Consider the following 14965-nt stretch of genomic DNA (forward strand, 5'->3'; position numbering starts at 1 on the left):
GGGTCAACGGTCGCTGTCCGCCAGGCGGTTCATGATCTCGGCCGCCTTCAGCAGCGTCCTGCGCTCGTCGGCCCGGAGCAGATCGCGTACCGCCGCCTCCAGCCAGGCTTCCCGGACGGCGGGGATGGTCTCGACCAGCGCCCGGCCCTCGGCCGTCGCGTGCAGGAGCGTCTTGCGGCCGTCTGCGGGGTCCTTGCCCGAGGTGATCAGCCCGCCGTCGCGCAGCGCCGCGAGCGTCTCGGCCATCGACTGCCGCCGTACGTGTTCGGCCGCGGCCAGATCGCTCGCCGTGGTGGGGCCCTCGTCCACGATGCGCCCCAGCGTGGTGATCTGCGACCAGGTCCACCGCATGTCGTCCGTCGCCGACTCGGCCCGCAGCCGGGCCCGGAGCCGGGTCATGGCCTTCATCAGCTCAGCGGCCGTTCCGGCCTGCGGTCTCGGTTCGCTGCCCACCGCCCAAGACTATCCGGCGCGCGGCCCACCTGCCCGTTCTCCCCGTGGGTCCGCCGCCGTCCCCCGCGGCCTCCGAGGGTGACGGCGGGTCAGATCAGCGGCAGCAGGGCCCTGCCGCCCGCGGCGCCCGCTTCCGGCGCGGTGGCCGTGCGGTCCGCGGGGACGCGCTCCAGGACTCCGCCCGCGAAGACGTCGTAGAGCGGCAGCGACTCCAGGTGGACATAGCCGATGTGGCAGTCGCAGACGGCCAGCGGGCAGGGGCGGGGGGCCAGGGCGGTCCGGTAGGAGCCGTCGTAGAGATTGCCCAGTTCGGCGCGGACGAAGTGGCAGCGGCGGACTGTGCCGTCGCCGTCCACCGACAGGACGGACTCGCCGGTGCGGCAGGGCAGGCCGGCCGAGCGGTGCGGGTGGCGGCTGTAGGGGAAGAGCGGGTCGAGGGCCGTCCAGGCGTCGGCTTCCGCGTCGGTGTAGGTGTGGCCCTCTGCGGCGTTCACCCACAGGTAGACGTGGCCGGGCAGCGCGGCGCGCAGCCGGGCGGCGTCCGCGTGGTGTTCCGGCAGCCCGACGACGCCGACGCTGAACCGGACGCCGCGGTCGGCCACTTCGCGGGTCTTGCGCAGGAAGCGGTCGTACGGGGTCTGGCCGGGGTGGTAGGTGCACCACAGGGCGAGGGTGCCGGGGTCGGCGTCCGCGAGCCAGTCGGTGCGGCAGCTCAGATTCGTCTGGATGGCGACCCGGTCGATGTGCGGCTCGTGCGACAGCTCGGCCAGGGTGTTCCGGTACCAGGAGCGGACCAGGCCCTCGCCCCACGGGGTGAACAGCACGGACAGCCGGTCGCCCCGCTGTTCTCGCGCCCAGTGCGCGAAGCGGGCGAGCGCGGCGCGGTCGGCGCGCAGTTGCGCGGGGCTGTCGCGGCGCTTGGCGAAGGGGCAGTACGGGCAGTCGTAGTCGCAGGAGGCGAGCGGGCCGCGGTAGAGCAGCGTCAGATCCATGGCGGCGTCCTCACTTCAGCTCGTACGCGGCCATCGCCGCCCGGACCCGGGGTGAGAACAGTTCGGGGCCGAGGGCGTCGGAGTGGGCGAGTCCTTCGGGGGACAGCCGTATGCGGCCGGTCGCGGGGGCCTCGTCGTCGAGCCAGCCTCGGGCCGCGAAGCGGTCGATCTCGGCGGCGAAGTCGGCGTGGGCGTCGGTGCCGAAGCGGTCGCGGTAGTCGGCCAGGGGCATGCCGTCGGCTTGCAGCAGCGACTGGAGCAGATGTCGGCGGCGGGCCTCGTCGGCGTCGACCCGGCGGCCGTGGGCGGCGCGGGTGAAGTCGTCGGTGGTGGTGTACTCGTCGATGATCGCGCGGATCTCGCGCATGTCGACGGCGTAGTCGAAGGAGTAGTGCAGCGTGGAGGTGTAGGAGCGGGCGCCGCAGCCGAGGCCGATCATGCCGTCGGTCTGGCAGGCGTGGTCGTCGGGCCCTTGGGGCGTGGCGTCGGCCCGGCGGAACATCCGCATGGAGACCTGCTCGTAGCCGTGCGTCAGGAGGTGGTCGCGGCCCTGTCGGTACAGCCGCAGCCGCTGCTCGTCCCAGGCCGGGTCGCTGACGGCGGTGCGGCTCTCCAGGCCGGTCTTCGGCCGTACGTACAGCGGGTAGAGGTACAGCTCCTCCGGCCGCCAGCGCAGCGCGGCCTCCAGCGAGGTGCGCCAACTGGCCGGGGTCTGGCCGTCGATGCCGTAGATGAGGTCGATGTTGAGGACCGGGATACCGGCGTCGCGCACGCGGGCGAGCGCGGCTTCGACGTCGGCGCGGCGCTGGGGCCGTACGGCGGCTTTCGCCTCGTCGTCCACGAAGCTCTGGACACCGAGGCTGAGCCGGGTGGCGCCGCGGTCGGCGAGGACGGCGAGCCGGTCGGCGGTGGCGGTCGCGGGCGACGCCTCGACGGAGAGCGGGATCGCGCGCAGGTCGGCGCCCATCCGGCGCTCGGCGATGTCGCAGAGCCGTTCCAGTTCGGCGGCCGTCAGGAAGGTGGGGGTGCCGCCGCCGAAGGCCGCGGTGGCGAACCGTAGCGGCTCGCTGTCGCCGAGCGCGTCCCGGACGGCGGTGGCCTGCCGGTCGAGCGCGTCGAGATAGCGGGTGGTCAGCTCGCCGGGCGCGCCGATGCGGGTGAAGAGGTTGCAGAATCCGCAGCGGACCTCGCAGAACGGGATGTGCAGATAGAGCGAGAGCGCGTCCTTGGGCTCCGCCTGCCACAGTCCGCTCAGCGCGGGCCGGTCGGGCAGCGGGCGGTAGGCGGTCTTGTGCGGATACGCGTAGACGTAGCTCTGGTAGGGACTGTCGGCGGGGGGCGCGGGCTGGTCGGGGGACGGCGCGCCGGCGGGCGTAGCCGTGGAGACCGGTGTGGTCGTGCTGGTCGGTGTGGTCGTGGAGATCGGCGCGTTCATGAGGACGGCTCCAGGAAGAAGTGGGCGTAGGGCACCGTCCAGACCGCCTCGTGGCCGAGGCGGTGACCTGTGTAGCCGTCGTCTCCGTAGGTGGTGCCGTGGTCGGAGCAGACGATGGCGAAGCAGCGGCGGCGGGCCGCCATGGCGTGGAAGAGACGTCCGATGTGCCGGTCGATGTACTCCAGCGCCGCCGCGTGCGTGGCGCGGGTGTCACCGGCCTCGCGGGTGGCGCCCGGTGTGTGGAACCAGTTGGGCTGGTGCAGCGCGGACGCGTTGAGGAAGAGGAACAGCCGCTGGTCGGCGGGCAGTTCGGCGACGACCTGCTCCGCGCGCGCGACCTGCGCCTCGAAGGAGGTGGGCGAGGCGACGCCGAACTCCGGCTCCCAGTAACTCTCCTGGAACAGTCCCGGCAGGACGTCGCCCAGCGCGCCGCGCTTGTTGAAGAAGCCGACGCCGCCGATGCAGACGGTGCGGTATCCGGCCGCCGCGAGCCCGGACACCAGGTCGGGCGTGTCGAAGACGTACGTGCCCGCCTCGGTGGTCTCGCTCCCGGCGAAGCGCGCGGCGAACAGCCGGGGGTGCGGTCCGGGCGCCGCCGGGGTCGGCAGGAATCCGGCGAAGATCGCCTGGTGCGAGGCGTAGGTGAAGCTGCCGGGCGCGTGCCGCTCCTCCCAGCGCCCGCCCGGCAGATGGCGGGCCAGATGCGGGATGCGGCCGGCCGCGGCCAACTCGGCCGCGACGTCGTGGCGGAGCGTGTCGAGGGTGATCAGGAGGAGGTCGTCGCGGCCCACGACCTCGTTCATGTCCGGGCCTCCGCCGTCCAGGAGGGCGGGCGCGGACGCGTCAGAGGGTCGCATGTCGGGTCCTCGGCGCTTGGTGGTGCGACGGTTCGTGGCCTGCTGGTACGTGCCGCGCCGCGCCGTGCGGTGCCGGTTCGGGCGGGGCTTGTTCGTGCGGCGCCGGTACGGGCGCGGCGGATGCATCGGCGGCCGGTTCGTACGCGCTCCGTTCGTGCGCGGCCGGTGCGTACGGTGGCCGGACTCCGGTCGGCGACGCGGCGCGGGCGCGTACGGCGGCGATCTGGGCGGCGTAGGTGTCCAGGCCCTCCGCTCCGCTGCCCGGCAGTCCGGTGAGCCTCGGCAGCAGGTCGCCGAAGGCGTTGACCTCGCCGACCGCGAAGCGCCGCCAGCCGATCGCGGGGAGCAGGTCGACGCCGACGCACAGCGTGCCGGGGAAGCAGGCGGCGGCCCGCTCGCAGATCTCCAGCGCCTGCTCCCACCGGACGCCCGCGGCCTCGATCGCGGCGCCGAGGTCGCCGCGCGCGCCGCCCAGGTGGAGGTTGGTGAGCGGCGAGCGGCTGGTGCGCACCACGGCGTGCGTGGCGCGGCCGTCGACGACCACGATCCGCAGGTCGGCGACGCGCCCGTGCAGCGACGCCTTGGGCAGCCAGCGCTCGATGTGCAGGCCGTCCGGTGCGAGCGCGTCGACCAGCGCGGCGATCTCGGTCTCGCGGGTGATACGGCGCACCCGCAGCGAATTGTGCAGACGTCCGTCCGCCGACTCGACGGACGTGGTGGCCTGGACACGCCCGCCGCCCGCCGTCTCCACGGCGAGCACCCCGGAGGCCGACGATCCGTGCGCGAGTTTGACGAAGGCGCGCGGCATGGCGTGCTCGCGCATCAGCGCCCGTACGTCGGCCCAGCCGCGCACCGCGGGGGCGGCGGCACCCGAGGTGGGCGAGGCGGGCACGGGCACCCCGGCCTCGGCCAGCCTCCGGTGGCAGCGCCGCTTGTCGAACAGCACCGCCAGTTCGTCCGGGTCGTCCAGCCGCCTGCCGCCGTCCAGGGTGCGGACGGCGGCGGTGAATCGGGCGTACCAGCGGGCGCTGCCCTCCACCCGCGTGGGGTCGTCCATGTCCCGCAGCGCGCGGTCCACTTCGGCGTCCTCACCGGGTGAGTCGAGTCGTACGACCTCGTCCGCCGCGAAGGTCGCGCCGCCCTCGCGCAGGACGTCGCGCCAGGGCACGACGCGGGGCGCGGGCAGCCCGGCCTCGGTCGCGGCGCGCGCGAAGAGACCGACCCGCCGGTTCTCCGGGTTGCCGACGACCGCGAAGCGCGGTTCGTCTCTCACGCCACCTTCCCCCTCTCCCCTGGTCGCCCACGTGCCCGGCGCTGATGGACGGTCACCGGTCACCGGTCCGCCGCCCGACGGTGGTCATCGGCCGGTCGGCGACCGGCTGGACGGCTGACGGAACGACCGGCTACTCGCCGACGGCGACGAAACGCCACACGGTCTCGTCGTCGTCATCGACCTCCTCGTCGGCGTCGTCGCGGTCCAGTTCGACGTGGACGCCCGACGGTTCGAGGGCTTCCCGCAGGCGCCGGGCGACCGGCGAGGTGAGGTAGTTGTGGTGCAGGTCGAGTGTCTTGAGGTGGGTGAGGGGCTGGCCCGCGAGCAGCGCCGTGGCGCCCTCGTCGGTCAGCACGCCCATCGACAGGTCGAGGGTCTCCAGCCGGGCCACGACGGGCGCGGAGGCGAGGGCCGCGGCGATCTCGTCCTGCATCTCGCTGTTGCGCAGGGCCAGCGAACGGAGCTTGGGCAGCAGCGCGCCGGTGAGGAACGGTGCCAGGTCGGTGATCTCGCTGTCCCCGCCGTACTCGGAGGTGCCGAGCCACAGGTCGAGGTGTTCCAGCGCGGGCAGGTCGCTGGCGGCGATGCCGCGGACGGCCTGCGCGGGCATGCCGCCGGTCTCGACGGTGAGCGAGCGCAGCCGGGCGTGCGTCACGGCGGGGAAGGCCAGGTCCTGTCCGCCGCGTACCCCGAACGACTCCAGTTCGGGGAAGCCGTCGAGCAGCGGGGTGACATCGCCCTGGTTGATCCAGGAGATCTCGCACTCCTCGCCCACGATGTCGCCGAGGAACAGGGCCCGCAGCGCGGGCAGTCGGTCCTTCACGGACAAGATGGCCACGATCAGCGGTTCCGGTCCGCTCTCGTAGGCTTCGCTCCAGGAACCGACGATCAGTGCGCGCACCCGCGTGATGTCGACGGCCTGGGTGAATCGGGCGAAGGCATCCTCCCACTTCTCCTCGCTGTCGTAGGAGTCGACGCCGATCCGCCAGGCGGCGGCGTCCGCTTCCGGCAGGTCGGTGCCCTTGTCGTCGGGTCCGGGGAAGTCGAAGGCGGGCAGGCCGTGCAGCTCCCGCATGTGGTTCCCGATGGTCATGTCCGCCTGCTCCTGACGTTCGACATTCGACGGCCGTACGAATTCGGCCGCGGCGATCACCGGCCGATGTGTGAGCAAGTTCTACCAAGCCGCACTGACAACGGCTGCGGCCGGGCCGACTCTGAGCCGTTGTCAGACCCCGGGCCTACGGTCGGTGTCGACGCGGTGCACGGAGCGCCGCGCGGAGGGAGAGCGATGTACCGGCAGGGTGATGTGCTCATCGCGCCGACCGAGGAGTCGGCGCTGCCGCCGCACATGGACGACGCGCCGCAGGAGCCGCGGGACGCGCGCGGCCGGCTCGTCCTCGCGCTGGGCGAGGTGACGGGTCACGCGCACGCCGTCATGGGACCGGGACGGCTCTTCAGCCCGCCGGCCCCGTTCGCGCCGATGCTGCTGCATCTGCCGGACGGCGGACGGGTCGTGCACGAGGAGCACGCGGCGATATCGCTGCCCAAGGGCTGGTACCGCGTGGTGCGGCAGCGGGAGTACGTACCGGGCTCGGTCCGCGTGGTCGCCGACTGAGCGTCCCGCGGTGGCGCCCGGGGTCCGGGCGCGCGGGCACGGCAGGACAGCACGTCGAGGGCAGGGAGCAGAACTCATGGGAGGGGACGGCATGTCGACCGTCGAGCAGTGGAGGCAGGCCGCCGTGGCCACCGGATCCGCGGACCGCGCGGCGGCCGAGGCGGGGGTGCGGCTGGCGTACCGGCGCGCGGGGCTCGCGGAGCCGGAGCGCGTCCGTTGGGCCGGATCGCCGCGCGCGGCCGTGGCGATGCTGCGCGCGGAGGCCGCGCTTCAGGGGACGCGCGGCAAGGGTCACAGCGTGCGGGACGAGGTGCGCGGGCGGCCGTGGGCCGCGGAGCGGGCCCGGCTGCACGCGGCGCTCGGCCCCGCGGGCTGGAGCGAGCGGTGGAACGCGACCGGGGCGCGGCTGTGGGAGGGGACGCAGGCGCTGGCGGGCCGGATCAGGGCCGGTGTGGTCGAGGAGTTGGCGCGGGGGCGGAAGGAGGAGCCGGAGATCCGGCTGCTGCTGCTCGACGCGGTCCTCGGTCAGCACGAGGCGGCCTGGCTGTGCGCGTTCGACACGCAAGAGGGCTCCCCGCTGGACGGGCTGGCGGCGGTCGCCCGCTCGGCGGGCTGGTGGTGGCCGTACGAGCGGGTCGCGATCGTCTGCGAGCGCCCCGCCGAGCTGCACCGCGACGAGGCGGGCCGCCTCGACCGGGCCGACGGTCCCGCGCTCGCCTTCCCCGACGGCTTCGCGCTGCACGCCTGGCGCGGCATGCCGGTCCCCGCCGAGTTCCTGCGTGAGCTGGGCACCCTCACGCCGGAGCGGATACGCGGCGAGGAGAACGCGGAGCTGCGCCGCGTCATGCTGGAGCACTACGGCTACGACCGCTATCTGACCGAGTCGGGCGCGGTCCCCGTGCACCGGGACGAGACCGGCATCCTCTGGCGGATCGCGCTGACCGGGGACGAGGACGTGACGATGGTCGAGGTCGTCAACTCCACGCCGGAGCCGGACGGCACGAGCCGTACGTACTGGCTGCGGGTGCCGCCCGGCACCAGCACGGCGAAGGAGGGCGTGGCCTGGACGTTCGGCCTGACCGCCGACGCCTACGAGCCGCTGCGCCAGACCTGACCGCCGGACAGACCCTAGGCGCGTTCGACGATGCGGGAGAGCTCGGCGTCCAGGGCGGACCGGACGGTCCGGGTGTCGAGCGGGGCGCGCTCCCGGGCGAAGGAGACGAAGCGGCGCACGGGGGCGGCGTCCAGTTCGACGCGGGCGTCCTGGCCGGGACGGCCGAGGCGGATCAGCAGCCGGGAGCCGGTTCCGGCCGAGGGCGTGACCCGGACGTCGCCGAGGCCGACGGCTCCGGTCAGGCCCCTGGCCAGCAGGTCCCAGGCGAAGATCCAGGTGGCGGTCTCGGGGCCGCCGAGGCCGAAGGTCATCCGCACGGCGAGGCAGTCCTGCGGGTCGTAGGCCATCCACGCCGGAATCCGCAGCCGGTGGCCGCCGGGCAGCGGCATCGACGCCGTCACCGCGTGGCAGCAGGAGTCGGGCATCGAGTCTCTTTTCGCCGAACGACGGGACGCGGCCGGTGGCGGTACTACCGGACAGGTCCTCGACCTCTGAGGCTCCGTGTGCCCCCGCCCGCGGATCACATGCCGCTCACATACCGGCCGCCGGTACGCCGCCCGGCGGATTTCCCGGCGGGGCATGGCCACCACGGGCGCGGGCACCCGCATTCCATGGAGGATGCGGAGATGGCTGATCATCACGATGTGCGCCGGATCGCGTTGACCCTGCCGGAGGCGGTGGCGGCGGACGACGGGATGTCCGTATCGGTGCCGAACGGCGGCAGGCACAAGAAATTCGCCTGGGTGTGGCTGGAGCGGACCGACCCGAAGCAGGCCCGCGTCCCGCGGACCGACGTGGTGGCCGTCCGGGTCGCGGGCCAGGAGGAGAAGGAGGCGCTCCTCGCCTCAGACCCGGCGAAGTTCTTCACCGAGCCGCATTACAACGGATTCCCCGCCGTGCTCGTACGGCTCAAGGCCGTCGCCGAGGACGAGCTGCGGGAGCTGCTCGTCGGCGCCTGGCGTTGCCAGGCGCCGCGAGCCCTCGTGCGGGATTCCGGTCTCTGAGACGGGTCTCCGAGACCGGCGGGGCGGGTCGCCCGCGCCGATCACTTGCGCCGGTCGGTGTGCCGGTAGCCGAAGGGGCCCGGCAGGTCCGCGGAGGTCGTCCGCCGTCCCGTGGTCGACCAGGTGCGGTGCGCGCCGCCTCTGCGTCCGAGCGTGAGGGACAGCGACTTCCGGTTCACGTTGATACGGACGCCGGGAAATATGTGGAACGACTTACGGAACGTCAGCGGCATGATGTCCTCCGGTGGTTGGCCTGTCGGCTCGTCTGCCCAGCTGACACCGCCTCACCCCGACGACTCCTGAACCGTCGCCGTCCGCCCGCGTTCCGACCGTTCGATACCGCCGAGGCCCCGGGCCGAGGGGTTCGGCAGAGGCGTTCGGTAGAGGCGTTCGGCAGAGCCGTCCGGCGCAGTCGGGCCGCGGGCTCACTCGGGGAGCGGTGTTCGCTGCCGTCCGGACGAGTGACTTGCGGGCGCGGCAGCCACCGGGTCGACGACGGGTGGCGAACTCTGGGTGCGGACACCGGTAAGGCGGATGATCACACTCCGCATGCCGGTGGGCTCAGTGCAGACCACCAGCACCAAAGGAGTACCCATGAAGCTCATGCGCAACGGCGCCGTCCTGGCCGCGCTCGTCGGCGGGATCGTGCTTGCCGGTGGCGGCGTCGCCGCCGCTGACGCCGACGCCACCGGCGCGGCCATCGGCTCGCCCGGCGTCCTGTCGGGCAACCTGATCCAGGTCCCGATCGACGTGCCGATCAACGCCTGCGGCAACTCGATCAACCTGATCGGCGCGCTGAACCCCGCCTTCGGCAACACCTGTTACAACGGCGGCGGTCACCACGAGAGCGCCGGCTGGGACGGCGCGAACCACGACGGCATGGGCCACTGGGGCCACGAGGGTCACGTCTGGCACCCCGAGGCCAAGGACGACTGCAAGTAGTCGGACCGCTTCCTGAGCACCCCGTCCCGGTCGCCGCCCGCAAGGGCCGGCGGCCGGGACGCTCCATGCCGGGACGCTCCATGCCGGAACGCTCCATGCCGGAACACCGCACGCCGGAACACCGCATGCCAGAACGCTTCACGCCGGGAGGCCGCGGGCCCGAACCCCTCGGACACGGCCGCGCGAAGCACCCCTTTGGGCCCAACTCCCCCTCGCCCGGGGCCGAGTGCGTGTTCGTGTCCTTCAAGGGCAGACGACCCCCGAGAACGCACGTGGGTGGCCACGTACGACAAGAAGGGACGTCATGGAGATCTCCGGCATCATCAGTGCCATCATCATCGGCATTATCATTGGCGTGCTCGGTCGGCTCGTGGTCCCCGGCCGTCAGCACATCGGCGTCATCTGGACCATCCTGATCGGCATCGTGGCGGCCATCATCGGAGCCGCCATCGCCCACGGTCTCAACGTCGACGACACCAGCGGAGTCGACTGGATCGAGTGGCTCATCCAGATCGGTCTGGCCGCTGTCGGTATCGCCGCTCTCGACAGGTCGAGCCCGCGCCGTCGGTGATCCATGAGTCCTGGTCCCGGCCACACCCGGCATCCGGATGATATGAACGCAGGCGCCTTTCCTCGAGGAGTTCCGCATGGAACCCGACCCCGGGAAGGGCGCCTTCCGTCTGCCCGATCGCGCCGCCGACGGTCACCCGCACCCACGACACCGCCCCGGCGCCCTCCCCCTCCGACGCCCGACCTTCATCGACCGACCTTCATCGACCGACCGCCTCAACCACCACGACCGCAGGGAGCAGCATGTTCGGATCGACCGCCCGTCGGCTACGGCGTTGCGCACGTGACGTGTTCGGCTGGCCGAGCCTGCGCCCGCCGCAACTGGAGGCGATGAAGGCGGTGATGCGGCACCAGGACGTCATGGTCGTGATGCCGACCGGTGCCGGGAAGTCGGCGGTCTACCAGGTGCCGGGCGTCCTGCTGAAGGGGCCGACGGTCGTGGTGTCCCCGCTGATCGCCCTCCAGCGCGACCAGGTCGAGGGGCTGCTCAAGCGCGAAGGACCGGGCGCGGCATCGGTCAATTCCACGCACCGCGACGCGGAGAACGCGCAGACCTGGGACCGGGTGGAGAGCGGCGACCTGGACTTCATCTTCCTCGCGCCCGAGCAACTGGCCAGGGAGGACGTCATCCTGCGGCTGAAGCAGGCCCGTCCCGCGCTGTTCGTGGTGGACGAGGCGCACTGCGTCTCCTCCTGGGGCCACGACTTCCGCCCTGATTACCTGCGGTTGGGCGCCGTACGCGAACGGATCGGCCGCCCGCCGGTCCTGGCACTCACCGCGAGCGCGGCGGCTCCGGTCCGCGCGGAGATCCTCCAACTGCTGGGCATGCGCGGCGCCCAGGAGGTCATCGCCGGGTTCGACCGGCCCAACATCCATCTGGCGGTCGGCTACTTCCAGGAGGAGAAGGCCAAGCGGCGCGCGGTCCTCGACCGCGTCGGCGCCGAGACCGGCTCCGGCATCGTCTATACGGCGACCCGGCGCGAATCCGAATCATACGCGGAGGAGTTGCGGGAGGCGGGGGTGTCCGCCGCCGCGTACCACGCGGGGTTGCGCGCCGCGGAGCGGTCGTCCGTCCAGGACCGTTTCCAGCACGGGGAGTTGGCGGTCGTCGTGGCCACCTCGGCGTTCGGCATGGGCATAGACAAGCCCGATGTGCGGTTCGTGGTGCACGCCTCGGTGCCGGGATCGCTCGACGCGTACTACCAGGAGATCGGCCGCGCGGGCCGCGACGGGGAACCGGCGCGGGCGTACATCGCCTACCGGCCGCAGGACTTGGGGCTGCGGCGGTTCTTCTCCTCCGGCCGCCCGGACGCCGACGCCCTCACCCTGGTCGCGGACCAGCTCGCCGAGCGGTCGGCCGGGCGGACGACGGGCAAGGCGGCCGGGAAGAAGGCTGCCGAGGAGCCCGCCGCGGTCTCCGTGACGGCGTTGCGCGGCGACACCGGCCTGACGGCGAGCCGGTTGACGGGTGTCCTCAATCTGCTGGGGCAGGCGGGCGCGGTCCGTACGGCGGCGGACGGGAAGGTGTCGCTGACGCCGGAGTGCGCGACGGCCGCGGCGCGGAAGGCCGCGGTGGAGCGGGCGCTGGAAACCGCTGACAGCCACCGGCAGTTGGAGCAGTCCCGCGTGGACATGATGCGCGGCTTCGCGGAGACCGACGGCTGTCGGCGGGCGTTCCTGCTGGGTTACTTCGGCGAGGCGCTCCCCGGAGGCTGCGGCAACTGCGACACGTGCGGTTCGGCGGCCGGACCCGGCGCCCCGGCCTCCGGAAGGGACCGTCACGCGGGTGTCCTGCGCGGTACGGGCTCGCGGGGCGACTCCCGACAGGACGCGGAGTCCGGTTCCGGCGGTCGGGAGTCAGCCGCGGCAGCCGCGCGGGGCGGGAGCCGGGCACGTATCTGGCGCCGCGACCGCGGGCGGCCGGACGCCGGGGCCGCGGCCGCTTCGCACGGCCGGTACGCGCCCGGCGTCCGGGTCCTGCACGACAAATGGGGTCAGGGTGAGGTGATGGGCGTCGCGGACGACACGGTCACCGTGCTCTTCGAATCCGCCGGATACCGGACCCTGTCGCTGTCCGTCGTCCTGGAGCGGGATCTGCTGACGCCGGTCAAGGGGCGCGGTGCGTGACATGCGGCTCCGCGGTGCCCGCCGACGCGCGGGCCACCGCGGCCTGCTGCCGAGACCTCCGACGTTTCAGGGTGCGGCGTTCCTCCTCGCTGGTGCCGCCCCACACGCCGAGGCTTTCGCCCATGTCGAGGGCGTAGCTCAGGCAGGTCTCCCTGACCGGGCAGTCCGCGCAGACCCGTTGGGCCTTCTGCACCTGGAGTTTGGCCGGTCCGGCGTTGCCCACGGGGAAGAAGAGTTCGGGGTCCTCGGTGCGGCATGCGGCCTGGTGTTGCCAGCTCACGGAGACACCGCCTTTCGTCGGGTGCGGAGTGTCGGGCCCACGTACCGGGCCCATGGGTACTCGCCTGCCCAGGCGGTCGGCGCTCAACGTGAGGAGTTTGTGAGGGCGGCGGCGCCCGAAGCCTTAAGGACATCCGACAACCCGATCACCCGATTCGCTCTCGGACGCCGCCCGTCGGGCGTGGCGGCGTCACGCACGGCCGGATCGGGGGTAGGCGGTGACTGTGAGGCCGGGAGGTTCCCGACCGATCGGAGGCCGGGAGGTCTCCGCCCGACCGGAGGCCGTCAGGTCTCCACTCGGCCTCGCCCCGTATCCATGTCCGTCCGTACGCCGAAGGAGCCGCCGCCATGGCCAGAAGCGACCGCAAGCCGAGCAGGGCGCCCGTGCCGCTGCGCACCGGCCGCTCCGCGTGGGGCCTGTACCGCGAGACGCGCCGCCCGGGCGAACCGGGCCTGTTCCGGCGGCTGGTGGCGACACCGCGTCTGGTCAGCGCGGTTCTGCACCGCCGTTATCCGGGCCTGTCGCGCGCCAAGCTGCTGGCCTTCACGGTCCTGGCAGCGATCTACGTGGTCTCGCCGCTGGACGCGATCCCGGACGTCATCCCGGTTCTCGGATGGACGGACGACTCGGCGGTGGTGCTGTGGTTCATGACCGGTCTGGTCCGCGAGTCGGGGCGCTTCGTGAGCTGGGAGTCCGACGGTCCGCGCGGCGGCGCGCTGCCCCCGAAGGGTTCGGCGGTGTGACCACCGGCCGGGCCGAGGGATACGGCGTACGCGGTACGCGCCTCTGACCCGGCCGGTCGAAACCGCTGCCGGAGGTTTCTCGCCGGACGCGTCATCCGTCGGATGCGCGTCCCGCTCGAAGCGTCTCCTACTGAATGCCGGCGTCCTTGCACGCCTGGGCGAATTCGGCGGTGCAGATCTGGGCGGTGGTGTAGAGACCGTCCTTGATGACCGTGTCCTTGATGTTCTCCTTGGTCACCGATATGGCGTCCAGCAGCTTCGCCGGGACGTCCTGGCCGGAACCGCTCTTGGCGGCGCCGTCGGCCACGGACTTGACGTCCTTGCCGTTCAGCAGGTCGATCGCGATCTGCGCGGTGGCGTCCGCCTCCGGCTTGTACGCCTTGTAGACGGTGCTGGTCTGAGTGCCCGCCAGAATCCGCTGGATCGCGGTGAGTTCGGCGTCCTGACCGGTCAGCGGCGGGTTGATGCCCGCGCCCTTGAGGGCGGTGGCGATGCCGCCCGCCATGGCGTCGTTGGCGGAGTAGACACCGGCGATGGTGGCTTTGCCGAGCTGGGTGATCGCCGCGGTGACCTTCTGGTTGGCGACGGTGTCCTTCCACAGACCCGACTGCTCGTAGGCGATGTTCACCTTGCCGTCGAGGATCTTGTGCGCGCCTTCCTTGAAGGCGGCGGCGTTCGGGTCGGCCGGGTCGCCGTCGATCATCACGATCTTCGAGGTGGGAACGGCCTTGGGACCCATGGCGTCCAGCAGCGCCTGCCCCTGCAACTCGCCGACCTTCTCGTTGTCGTAGGAGACGTAGGCGGACACCGGACCCTGCGCGAGGCGGTCGTACGCGACGACCTTGATGCCCTTGTCGACCGCGGCCTGCACCGAGGACTGGATGCCGACCGAGTCCTGCGCGTCCAGGATGAGCACCTTGACGCCCTTGGCGATCATGCTGCTGACCTGCTGCGCCTGCTTCGCCGGGTCGGCCGAGGCGTTGTCGTAGCTGACCTTGCAGTCCGAGCACAGTTCCTTGATCTTGGCCTCGATCAGGGGACGGTCGAATTTGGCGTACCGGGTGGTCGTGGTGTCCGGGAGCAGCAGGCCGATCGTCTTGTCCTTGCCGCCGCCTGACGACTTGTCATGGGTTTTGCCGCAGGCGGCCACGGTGGTGAGCGCGAGCGAAACGGCGGCGGTTCCGACGATGAGCCGTCGCGTCATTGCCTTCATGCGCGGTTGCCCCTCCCTGACTGGGCCGCAACACCGCGACCCGGGTGCAGGCGAGTCAACTCTCGTGACGCTCCGTACGTCAAGAAGTAAACATCGGATCGATTCATTGAATCGATATTGGGCTCTCCTGTCGTCGCCTCATGAGGCAACGCCTACAACATGTGAATCCGAAGCCGGGCGTTCGGGGCAATGCGCTTTCACGGGTCGGATATGTGTCATACCGCTCACGGCAGGACCGGGGGGGCCGGCCGGGGGGGGGGGCCCCCCCCCCCCCGGGGGGGCCCCCCCCCCCCGCGCCCCCGCGCGCGGGGGGGGGGCCGCCCGGGCCCCCCCCCGGGCGCCGCCCG

General features: G+C 72.4%; 17 protein-coding genes. 7 read left to right on the plus strand and 10 right to left on the minus strand.

Annotated features, from left to right (window positions below):
* Window positions 1-3: 3 nt before the first annotated feature.
* The 6 genes from ACIO6U_RS35245 to ACIO6U_RS35270 all read right to left on the minus strand — a co-directional run bounded on the left by ACIO6U_RS35245 (window position 4) and on the right by ACIO6U_RS35270 (window position 6103).
* Window positions 4-453 (minus strand): MarR family transcriptional regulator, encoded by a 450-nt coding sequence (locus ACIO6U_RS35245; protein WP_355349027.1) that lies wholly within the window; start codon window positions 451-453, stop codon window positions 4-6.
* A gap of 89 nt (window positions 454-542) precedes the next feature.
* Window positions 543-1445, minus strand: coding sequence for an STM4011 family radical SAM protein (locus ACIO6U_RS35250; RefSeq protein WP_401725429.1), 903 nt, complete (start codon window positions 1443-1445; stop codon window positions 543-545).
* A 10-nt stretch (window positions 1446-1455) separates the two neighbouring features.
* Complete coding sequence (locus ACIO6U_RS35255; protein ID WP_401725432.1) at window positions 1456-2880, minus strand: STM4012 family radical SAM protein; 1425 nt, start codon at window positions 2878-2880, stop codon at window positions 1456-1458.
* The gene (locus ACIO6U_RS35260; RefSeq protein ID WP_391161835.1) at window positions 2877-3683 is read right to left on the minus strand and encodes an STM4013/SEN3800 family hydrolase; all 807 of its coding nucleotides are present in this window, start codon (window positions 3681-3683) and stop codon (window positions 2877-2879) included. Before ACIO6U_RS35260 ends, ACIO6U_RS35255 begins: the two co-directional genes overlap by 4 nt.
* Before the next feature lie 40 nt (window positions 3684-3723).
* Window positions 3724-5010, minus strand: a complete 1287-nt coding sequence (locus ACIO6U_RS35265) for an STM4014 family protein (protein WP_401725435.1) — start codon at window positions 5008-5010, stop codon at window positions 3724-3726.
* 130 nt (window positions 5011-5140) lie between these two features.
* The gene (locus ACIO6U_RS35270) at window positions 5141-6103 is read right to left on the minus strand and encodes an STM4015 family protein (protein WP_401725438.1); all 963 of its coding nucleotides are present in this window, start codon (window positions 6101-6103) and stop codon (window positions 5141-5143) included.
* Between the two features lie 195 nt (window positions 6104-6298).
* Here ACIO6U_RS35270 and ACIO6U_RS35275 point away from each other — a divergent pair, with 195 nt between their 5' ends.
* On the plus strand, window positions 6299-6625 hold the full coding sequence (locus ACIO6U_RS35275; RefSeq protein WP_188280697.1) for a hypothetical protein: 327 nt from the start codon (window positions 6299-6301) through the stop codon (window positions 6623-6625).
* A gap of 91 nt (window positions 6626-6716) precedes the next feature.
* The gene (locus tag ACIO6U_RS35280) at window positions 6717-7739 is read left to right on the plus strand and encodes a DUF6745 domain-containing protein (RefSeq protein WP_401312764.1); all 1023 of its coding nucleotides are present in this window, start codon (window positions 6717-6719) and stop codon (window positions 7737-7739) included.
* 14 nt (window positions 7740-7753) lie between these two features.
* Here ACIO6U_RS35280 and ACIO6U_RS35285 read toward each other — a convergent pair whose 3' ends face one another.
* Window positions 7754-8164, minus strand: coding sequence for an SsgA family sporulation/cell division regulator (locus ACIO6U_RS35285; protein WP_401725441.1), 411 nt, complete (start codon window positions 8162-8164; stop codon window positions 7754-7756).
* A 201-nt stretch (window positions 8165-8365) separates the two neighbouring features.
* Between ACIO6U_RS35285 and ACIO6U_RS35290 the strand changes: the two genes are divergently transcribed.
* Window positions 8366-8743, plus strand: coding sequence for an MmcQ/YjbR family DNA-binding protein (locus tag ACIO6U_RS35290; protein WP_188283019.1), 378 nt, complete (start codon window positions 8366-8368; stop codon window positions 8741-8743).
* 41 nt (window positions 8744-8784) lie between these two features.
* Here the strand turns inward: ACIO6U_RS35290 and ACIO6U_RS35295 are convergent, their stop codons facing one another.
* The gene (locus tag ACIO6U_RS35295) at window positions 8785-8976 is read right to left on the minus strand and encodes a DUF4236 domain-containing protein (protein ID WP_188283018.1); all 192 of its coding nucleotides are present in this window, start codon (window positions 8974-8976) and stop codon (window positions 8785-8787) included.
* Between the two features lie 361 nt (window positions 8977-9337).
* Between ACIO6U_RS35295 and ACIO6U_RS35300 the strand changes: the two genes are divergently transcribed.
* The 3 genes from ACIO6U_RS35300 to ACIO6U_RS35310 all read left to right on the plus strand — a co-directional run bounded on the left by ACIO6U_RS35300 (window position 9338) and on the right by ACIO6U_RS35310 (window position 12382).
* Window positions 9338-9685, plus strand: coding sequence for a chaplin family protein (locus ACIO6U_RS35300; RefSeq protein ID WP_391049870.1), 348 nt, complete (start codon window positions 9338-9340; stop codon window positions 9683-9685).
* A gap of 304 nt (window positions 9686-9989) precedes the next feature.
* Window positions 9990-10256, plus strand: coding sequence for a GlsB/YeaQ/YmgE family stress response membrane protein (locus tag ACIO6U_RS35305; RefSeq protein WP_355348999.1), 267 nt, complete (start codon window positions 9990-9992; stop codon window positions 10254-10256).
* A gap of 242 nt (window positions 10257-10498) precedes the next feature.
* Window positions 10499-12382, plus strand: a complete 1884-nt coding sequence (locus ACIO6U_RS35310) for a RecQ family ATP-dependent DNA helicase (RefSeq protein ID WP_401725446.1) — start codon at window positions 10499-10501, stop codon at window positions 12380-12382.
* Here ACIO6U_RS35310 and ACIO6U_RS35315 read toward each other — a convergent pair.
* Window positions 12363-12662 carry a WhiB family transcriptional regulator gene (locus ACIO6U_RS35315; RefSeq protein ID WP_355348993.1) on the minus strand — a complete coding sequence of 100 codons (300 nt, stop codon included), beginning with the start codon at window positions 12660-12662 and terminating at the stop codon, window positions 12363-12365. The two genes, ACIO6U_RS35310 and ACIO6U_RS35315, sit on opposite strands and share 20 nt — an antisense overlap.
* A gap of 347 nt (window positions 12663-13009) precedes the next feature.
* Here ACIO6U_RS35315 and ACIO6U_RS35320 point away from each other — a divergent pair, with 347 nt between their 5' ends.
* Window positions 13010-13405, plus strand: coding sequence for a YkvA family protein (locus ACIO6U_RS35320; RefSeq protein ID WP_355348990.1), 396 nt, complete (start codon window positions 13010-13012; stop codon window positions 13403-13405).
* Between the two features lie 127 nt (window positions 13406-13532).
* On the opposite strand, the gene ACIO6U_RS35325 is transcribed toward ACIO6U_RS35320, so the two are convergent.
* On the minus strand, window positions 13533-14618 hold the full coding sequence (locus tag ACIO6U_RS35325; RefSeq protein WP_401725451.1) for a sugar ABC transporter substrate-binding protein: 1086 nt from the start codon (window positions 14616-14618) through the stop codon (window positions 13533-13535).
* Window positions 14619-14965 lie beyond the last annotated feature (347 nt).

Origin of the sequence: Streptomyces sp. NPDC087422, assembly GCF_044744145.1 — a bacterium.
In the GTDB taxonomy this organism is placed as follows: domain Bacteria; phylum Actinomycetota; class Actinomycetes; order Streptomycetales; family Streptomycetaceae; genus Actinacidiphila.

Coding starts and splice junctions, on each gene's coding strand:
- ACIO6U_RS35300 (WP_391049870.1), top strand. CDS start 9,338: ATGAAGCTCATGCGCAACGGCGCCGTCCTGGCCGCGCTCGTCGGCGGG.
- ACIO6U_RS35305 (WP_355348999.1), top strand. CDS start 9,990: ATGGAGATCTCCGGCATCATCAGTGCCATCATCATCGGCATTATCATT.
- ACIO6U_RS35290 (WP_188283019.1), top strand. CDS start 8,366: ATGGCTGATCATCACGATGTGCGCCGGATCGCGTTGACCCTGCCGGAG.
- ACIO6U_RS35320 (WP_355348990.1), top strand. CDS start 13,010: ATGGCCAGAAGCGACCGCAAGCCGAGCAGGGCGCCCGTGCCGCTGCGC.
- ACIO6U_RS35285 (WP_401725441.1), bottom strand. CDS start 8,164: ATGCCCGACTCCTGCTGCCACGCGGTGACGGCGTCGATGCCGCTGCCC.
- ACIO6U_RS35255 (WP_401725432.1), bottom strand. CDS start 2,880: ATGAACGCGCCGATCTCCACGACCACACCGACCAGCACGACCACACCG.
- ACIO6U_RS35275 (WP_188280697.1), top strand. CDS start 6,299: ATGTACCGGCAGGGTGATGTGCTCATCGCGCCGACCGAGGAGTCGGCG.
- ACIO6U_RS35280 (WP_401312764.1), top strand. CDS start 6,717: ATGTCGACCGTCGAGCAGTGGAGGCAGGCCGCCGTGGCCACCGGATCC.
- ACIO6U_RS35270 (WP_401725438.1), bottom strand. CDS start 6,103: ATGACCATCGGGAACCACATGCGGGAGCTGCACGGCCTGCCCGCCTTC.
- ACIO6U_RS35325 (WP_401725451.1), bottom strand. CDS start 14,618: ATGAAGGCAATGACGCGACGGCTCATCGTCGGAACCGCCGCCGTTTCG.
- ACIO6U_RS35295 (WP_188283018.1), bottom strand. CDS start 8,976: ATGCCGCTGACGTTCCGTAAGTCGTTCCACATATTTCCCGGCGTCCGT.
- ACIO6U_RS35260 (WP_391161835.1), bottom strand. CDS start 3,683: ATGAACGAGGTCGTGGGCCGCGACGACCTCCTCCTGATCACCCTCGAC.
- ACIO6U_RS35250 (WP_401725429.1), bottom strand. CDS start 1,445: ATGGATCTGACGCTGCTCTACCGCGGCCCGCTCGCCTCCTGCGACTAC.
- ACIO6U_RS35310 (WP_401725446.1), top strand. CDS start 10,499: ATGTTCGGATCGACCGCCCGTCGGCTACGGCGTTGCGCACGTGACGTG.